The 5802-nt window shown below is 55.6% G+C and carries 6 protein-coding genes; 3 read left to right on the top strand and 3 right to left on the bottom strand.

Annotated features, from left to right (window positions below; all coding sequences use genetic code 11):
- A partial coding sequence (locus JIN78_RS17390; protein WP_234038046.1) for a hypothetical protein occupies positions 1-185 on the bottom strand: 185 nt, incomplete at its 3' end.
- A 98-nt stretch (positions 186-283) separates the two neighbouring features.
- Here JIN78_RS17390 and relB point away from each other — a divergent pair.
- Positions 284-490: a type II toxin-antitoxin system RelB family antitoxin gene (gene relB / locus JIN78_RS16435; protein WP_200393085.1), complete on the top strand. Its 207-nt coding sequence runs from the start codon at positions 284-286 to the stop codon at positions 488-490.
- A complete protein-coding gene (locus JIN78_RS16430; protein WP_200393084.1) occupies positions 474-740 on the top strand; it encodes a type II toxin-antitoxin system RelE family toxin in 267 nt (88 codons plus the stop codon). The genes relB and JIN78_RS16430 overlap by 17 nt, the downstream gene beginning before the upstream one ends.
- Here the strand turns inward: JIN78_RS16430 and xerC are convergent.
- Together xerC and JIN78_RS16420 are read right to left on the bottom strand one after the other, a co-directional pair.
- Entirely contained in the window at positions 737-1768 is a 1032-nt protein-coding gene (gene xerC, locus JIN78_RS16425; RefSeq protein WP_200393083.1) for a site-specific tyrosine recombinase XerC, read from the bottom strand. The genes JIN78_RS16430 and xerC overlap by 4 nt on opposite strands.
- A 225-nt stretch (positions 1769-1993) precedes the next feature.
- The gene (locus tag JIN78_RS16420; RefSeq protein ID WP_200393082.1) at positions 1994-4954 is read right to left on the bottom strand and encodes a CHC2 zinc finger domain-containing protein; all 2961 of its coding nucleotides are present in this window, start codon (positions 4952-4954) and stop codon (positions 1994-1996) included.
- A gap of 87 nt (positions 4955-5041) precedes the next feature.
- On the opposite strand from JIN78_RS16420, the gene JIN78_RS16415 reads away from it, so the two are divergent.
- Entirely contained in the window at positions 5042-5425 is a 384-nt protein-coding gene (locus JIN78_RS16415) for a helix-turn-helix domain-containing protein (protein ID WP_200393081.1), read from the top strand.
- Positions 5426-5802: the final 377 nt, after the last annotated feature.

Below are 5802 nucleotides of genomic sequence, written 5' to 3'. Positions count from 1 at the left end.
CTTGGCCAAAGAGGGATACCCGACGCGGTTTTCGTAGTGATAGCACGATTTTTCCTGCGCGGTTGCGGGCTTTGCAGGCGATTGCCCGGGCGCGATTTGTTCGGGTCCGCAAAAAATCCCCAGACGCGGTTTTTCGCGGTGGGGTCGCCCTCTAAGGCGCAGGCTGATGTCGCGTAATAGGCCACTGCTCAAGCGTAGTCATACCAGCCCAAGGCAACTTTGGCAGCTAAAAAGAAAGGCGGTTTCAGGATTGCTATACACGTATAGCAGGCTAAGTTCAGTCATGCTCGCTATCCGATTAAAACCTGACCTTGAGGAGCGTCTTGCCAAGCTCGCCAAGAGAACAGGCCGCACCAAAACCTTCTACGCTCGCCAAGCCATCGAACAGCACTTGGAGGATCTGGAGGATTACTATTTAGCCGCCCAGTCTTTGGAGAAGTCGAAGCGGACTTTCACCCCTGCCGAAGCCAAACGTGAGTTGGGATTATAAACTCACCGACAAGGCTTTAAAACAACTCCGAAAGCTGGGACCGGAAGGCAGCAAGCGCATCTTCGCCTACTTGGATGGCAATATTACGGGATGCGATGATCCGCGCCAGTTCGGCAAGCCTCTTTCTGGCGAGCTTGGGGAGTTTTGGCGCTACCGCACCAGCCATTACCGGATGATTTGCCGCATTGAGGACAGTGAATTGGTCGTCCTGGTCGTGCGAGCGGGACACCGCCGCGATGTTTATGATTAAGCCTTTTTGGCCGCTTCCGCCGGGTGGGTTTGGCGGTGGACGGCTTTGAGCTGCTCGATGCTCACTTGGGTGTAAATCGCTGTCGTTTCAAGCTTTTCGTGGCCGAGAAGTTGTTGGATGAACCGGATGTCGGCCCCGCCTTCGAGCATGTGAGTCGCACAGGTGTGCCGCAAAAGATGGCAGGATCCGGTGCGCCCGATGTCCGCTTGCTTGATGAATTTGGTCACCATTCGGCTCAGGACGTCGGGATTGAAGGCTTCGCCGTAACTGGTCAAAAAGAGGCTTTTCTCGAAAAGGTCGAGGACGAGGCGGGGGCGGGTTTCATCAAGGTATCTGGCGAGCCATTCCAAGGCGCGTTCTCCCACGGGCACGACCCGATCCTTGTGCCCTTTGCCTTGGCGGATTTGCAGGGTCTGGCGCTCTTGATTGAGGTCGGTGAGTTCCAACTTAGCCAACTCGCCCCGCCGCAAGCCTACCGAGTAAAAGACCTCTAAAATGGCACGGTCACGGATGCCCAGCAGGTCGGTGGGATCGGGCACGTTGAGGACCGCTTTGACTTGGGATAAAGTGAGGGCTTCGACCGGAAGCCGTTTTTCCTGGCGTGGCAGTTCCAGTTCGCTGGCAGGATTGGCGGTGAGGAGGTTCTTTTTAGTCAGCCAGGCGAAGTAGTCCTTGAGGGTGCTCAAGCGGCTGCGCTGGGTGGAGATGCCGAGAGGCTTACCGTTTTTCTTGCGCCATCGCCAGAGATGCCGTTGGTAGCTTTCGAGGATGGCTTTGGTGATGCTCGTGGGTTCGGCCAATTCGCGTTCACCAGCCCAAAGGAGGAAGACTTTCAGGGCATCGCGACGGCCTTCAATGGTGTCAGCGGTGTAGTTGCGGACGGCTAGGGATTCGAGATAAAGCAAAGCCTCGGCAGCGAGGCTCCCGGGCTGGCCCTTGGGGAGTTCTTGCGCGCGATTCCCTCCGCGCTTGTCCCCTCCCCGCTCGCGAAGCTTGCGCGTGGCATCATATCCTTTCTTGCCTGCCATTTGAGTTTGTTAGTTTTTCAGTTTTTCAGTTTGCTCGGGTTCAGTCCGAGGCATGACTACGAGGGCTTTGTTTTTGAGGCCCTGATGCGCGTTTCGGCAAGGTGGCCAGGTCGAGGCTCCAAGAACGGTTTTTCCCTGCTTTTTCAATACTTCCAGACCTTGCCAACTGTTTTGGCAAGGTGGGGACAAGGTGCCTCAAAATCTGGCAAGGTAGGCATCGTAGCTTCATGCCGCCTTCTCTTTCTTCGCTTCTTTCTGCTTCAATTCTTCCACATCAATGAGGCCCACATGAAACGCTCCTGCCTGCTCGCTGGCATCGAGAAGCAGCTCATATTTCATTTGCACTCCATTGCGGCCGCCGCGCATTAAGACGTATTCGAGTTCCTGAAGGTTTTCCAAATGCCGCCTGATTTGAGTCTGGCTCCAGCCCGTTTTCTCGCGCAGCTCACGGCGGGTGAAAAGGGCAAGTCTCTGCTCGAGCTTCTGCTCCTCCATGCGCGCGCGCACGTGCTCTTTAATATGCTCCAACAAGCGGCGCGTTTGCGGGGGCAACTCATCGAGACTGCGGCCCAAAACCTCCGGAGCGATGCGGTTGGCCGCTTCGATGTCCTCAAGCGTCACGGGCAACATCTTCACCTCGCGGCTTGCCCGTCCGGCTTCGGACTTGACGGTGTGGGTGATCGCTTCGCGTTGGTGCTGATGCAGCAAAGCGATGGAGTCGATGAGGGTGAGATACTTCTCATGGTCGCGGCGCGTTCTCGTGCGGCCGCTGGCAAAGGTCAGGTGACGGGCAAAGGGGTTCGCGATCCGCATCGGCTCGATGAGCCGTTGCGCGTTCTGCATCACGCGCACGATGTCCTTGCGCTTCTCCGCCGCCAAGAGCCCTTCGATGGTTCGCGCTTCGCGCTGTAGCTCGTGGATTCGCTCGGTTTGTTCCTGGGACTCGTCCACGGTCAGGACGAGACAGCGGTTCATGAGTTCTTCATCAATGTCAATTGAGGTCGTCGTAAGCACGATCGCCACTGGTCCTTCGACGTGGTATTCCTGTGTTTCCATGCGGCCGGATTGCGGGTCTTTCCCCGTGCTCGCGATGGTCAGTTCTCCTTCTGACTGCAAGAGCTTGAGCGCGTAGCTGGCTTTCTCCGCTCCTTCTTCCTCCACGATGGCGAGGATCTTGTGCTTCAAGTTCGCCTCGCCCAGGTAATAGAGGCTCTGGCCGGTCATCGCCGAGTATTTCACCTGCTCTTCATCAGGAAAGAAGCTCAAGACGGCATCCATGAGCGTGGATTTCCCGGCCGCGCTGGTGCTCTGAATGATGACCGCGAGAGGCTTGCGGAGTTTGCGCGAAGCGCAGGCGAGGTAAGCCGCAAGGAGGTTATTTTTCTCCCCCACGATGCCGGCTTCGTCGTAGGAGGTCGTGATGCGGTCGAGCAAGTTGGGGGCTTTGAGAAGGGCAAGAGCTTCCTCTTTTTCCTCGGCAGTCAGCTCAACGACTTCCTCCTCGTCATCTGCTCCGGCATTCAAACGCTTCTCTTGCGCTTGTTCCAAAGCCAGCAAGAGCTTGCCGAGATCGCGCTTGAGTAATTCTTTTTCGAGCAAGGTTTCCTCGGCGGCACGGTCGATGAACTTCCGCCGCTCTCCATCTCGATAAAGGTCAAGGCCATCGACATGGAAGAGGCCCTCGTCAGTCATCACGCGCAGGGTGATCTTGAGCACTTCCAGCGAGCCGTTTTTCTCCAAACCACCCACGCGATAAGTTCGGCTTCCGAGGGCTAACTCGTGAAAGTCGCCCGACTTCGCCAAGGCTTCGACGGGCAAACCTACCTTGGATTCTCGAACGCTTGTTGGCTCCGAAAAATCTTCTTCTTTAGCGGCTAAATTAGCAGCTAAAGAAGAGTGCCCAGCAGCTTTAGTAGCTGCTATTTTTGTACTAAGGACTCCGGAGGAGGAGTCCTCATTCCGCACGGCCTGAACGGAGTGAGGGCAACCTACTTTTGTACTACTTAAAGAGGAGCTTTCGGACTTTTGAGGGGCTTTCTCACTCTTCCCTCGCCCATACCAAATCGAATCACGCACCGCTTGGCGCAGGGCTTCGGGGCCTTCCTCCTGGGCAAAGGTGTTCGCATCCATCCCCCATCGAAACTTGATGCGATGCGCCTCAATCCCATGCGCTATCAGCTTTTCCGCCACCTCGAGGAAGGCCCGCTCTCCGGCCTCATCGGCATCGAAGGCGATTTTTACCGACTCGATCTTGTGCCGCAAAATGGCCTCGAAAAGCTCCTCAGTGAAGTTGGCCGTGCCGTAGGTGCAAGTGACCGCTTCCATTCCGTGACGGTAAAAAGTGAGGGCATCCAAGAGGCTTTCGCAAAGGATGATTTCACCCCCGGCTTGCCCTGCGAGCCCTCGGCCGCATTTCAAGGCATCGGGGTTGAAGATTCCGGCCAACGGTTTCGCCAAATACAAGTGCCGCTTATCCTTGGGCACGTTCGATTGAATGCGCCGCCCGTAAAGCTGCTTCACCTTGCTACGTGATTCATCGTAAACAGGAACAACAAGGCAACCGTTCAAGTGTTCGCGCCCATTGGCACGATAGACTCCCGCTTGCTGCAGCTTCGAGCGGATTTCCTGCCCCTCCTTTCGGTTCTTGAGCGGGATTCTCAGGCCGAGAGTTCGATCCGCAAAGCCAAGTTTGAACTTCCGCACCAGGTTCTCGTCATCAAGACCACGAAAAGTAAGGTAGTCCTTGGCCGCTTCCGACTGCAGCAGACGCTCGTGGTAATACTCCACCACCTGCCCCAAAAGTTCGCTTTCACTGGCCTCGCTATCGAAAGGACAAGGCAGCTTCGGAACGGTGGAACTCTTCTTTGGCGTCCCATCCGAGGCCGCAAAAGCAGCATCCGCCCGTCCTGCAAGGACCTCGAAGGCATGGCGAAAGCTCACCCCATCGAACCATTCCAAGAACTGGATCACGTTCCCACTCTTCCCGCAACAACTCGCCATGCATCGAAAAAGCCCCTTGCCCGGAGTCACGATCAGATTCGGCGTCTTGGTGTCTTCGTGGAAGGGGCAAAAGCCCGTCCAGTTCGTGCCTTGCTGTTTGAGCACCGTTCCCCGCGACTGGATAAGCGCCACAAGGTCAGTTTCGCGTTTGATGCGGTCGATTTCGGATTCTGGGATTCGGGCCATAAAATAGCGTCAAGTTCGATTTTGGGTTTTTACCCGCCCGAGGGTTATACGGTTTCTTTGTTGCTCGCAACCCCATTATACGGAATAATGGTTATTATGCGCTCGATGGCCCGACCTGCAAAAACTCAACAGCCCGATTATGGCGCCCACTTGGCATCTTTGCGCCATGCCGCCTCGCTTTCTCAACAGCAAGTCGCCGATCTTGTTGGTGTCCGACAAGCGACTGTTGCCGCCTGGGAGCGTTCCGCGACCCCACCCCGAGGAGAGTTCCTAGTTCCACTTTCTGAGACTCTGGCAGTTTCTTTGGAAGTTCTCCTGCAAGCAGACAAAAGAAAATCGGCCAGGCATCGAGGACCAGCCAGCAAACTCGAAAACCTCGTCGCACAAGCCACCCAACTGCCCCGCCGAAGGCAGCAACGTATTGCCAGCCTCCTTGAGGCTTTAATCGCCGAAGAAGCAAAGGCCTCCTAAATCAGTTCACTCGTTTTCTCGTTCCTTCGCGTCTTGGTTTTTTCCTTTGAGCCGACTTTTAATCTGCAGACAAGTCAGCCAAAGCACGACTGGAAGTGAGATCAGTTCCAAAAGTGATTTCGCTAATTCTATGAGGTCGGTAATTTCTTTCATCTCTATTGATGGCGGGTGTCAACTTTCGCCATCTTCAGAAAGGTCTCCTCTTTTGAGAACCGCACCTGCGTCCCCAGCGTCGATGCATGACAAAGGCCTCCTAACTGCTTTTTCAGCGGGTGGGGCCTGTGAGGTGCAAGGGATTTTTGGACCACTTTTGGTTTAGTTTTTGTAGAAGTTGCTCTCGAATGCGACCGGGGTTTGGTAGCCGATCGAGGAGTGTT

The sequence above is a fragment of the Roseibacillus ishigakijimensis genome (assembly GCF_016595415.1).
GTDB lineage: Bacteria > Verrucomicrobiota > Verrucomicrobiia > Verrucomicrobiales > Akkermansiaceae > Roseibacillus > Roseibacillus ishigakijimensis.
Note: the sequence above shows the minus strand (reverse complement) of the source record. Positions and strands in the feature narration are given on the sequence as shown.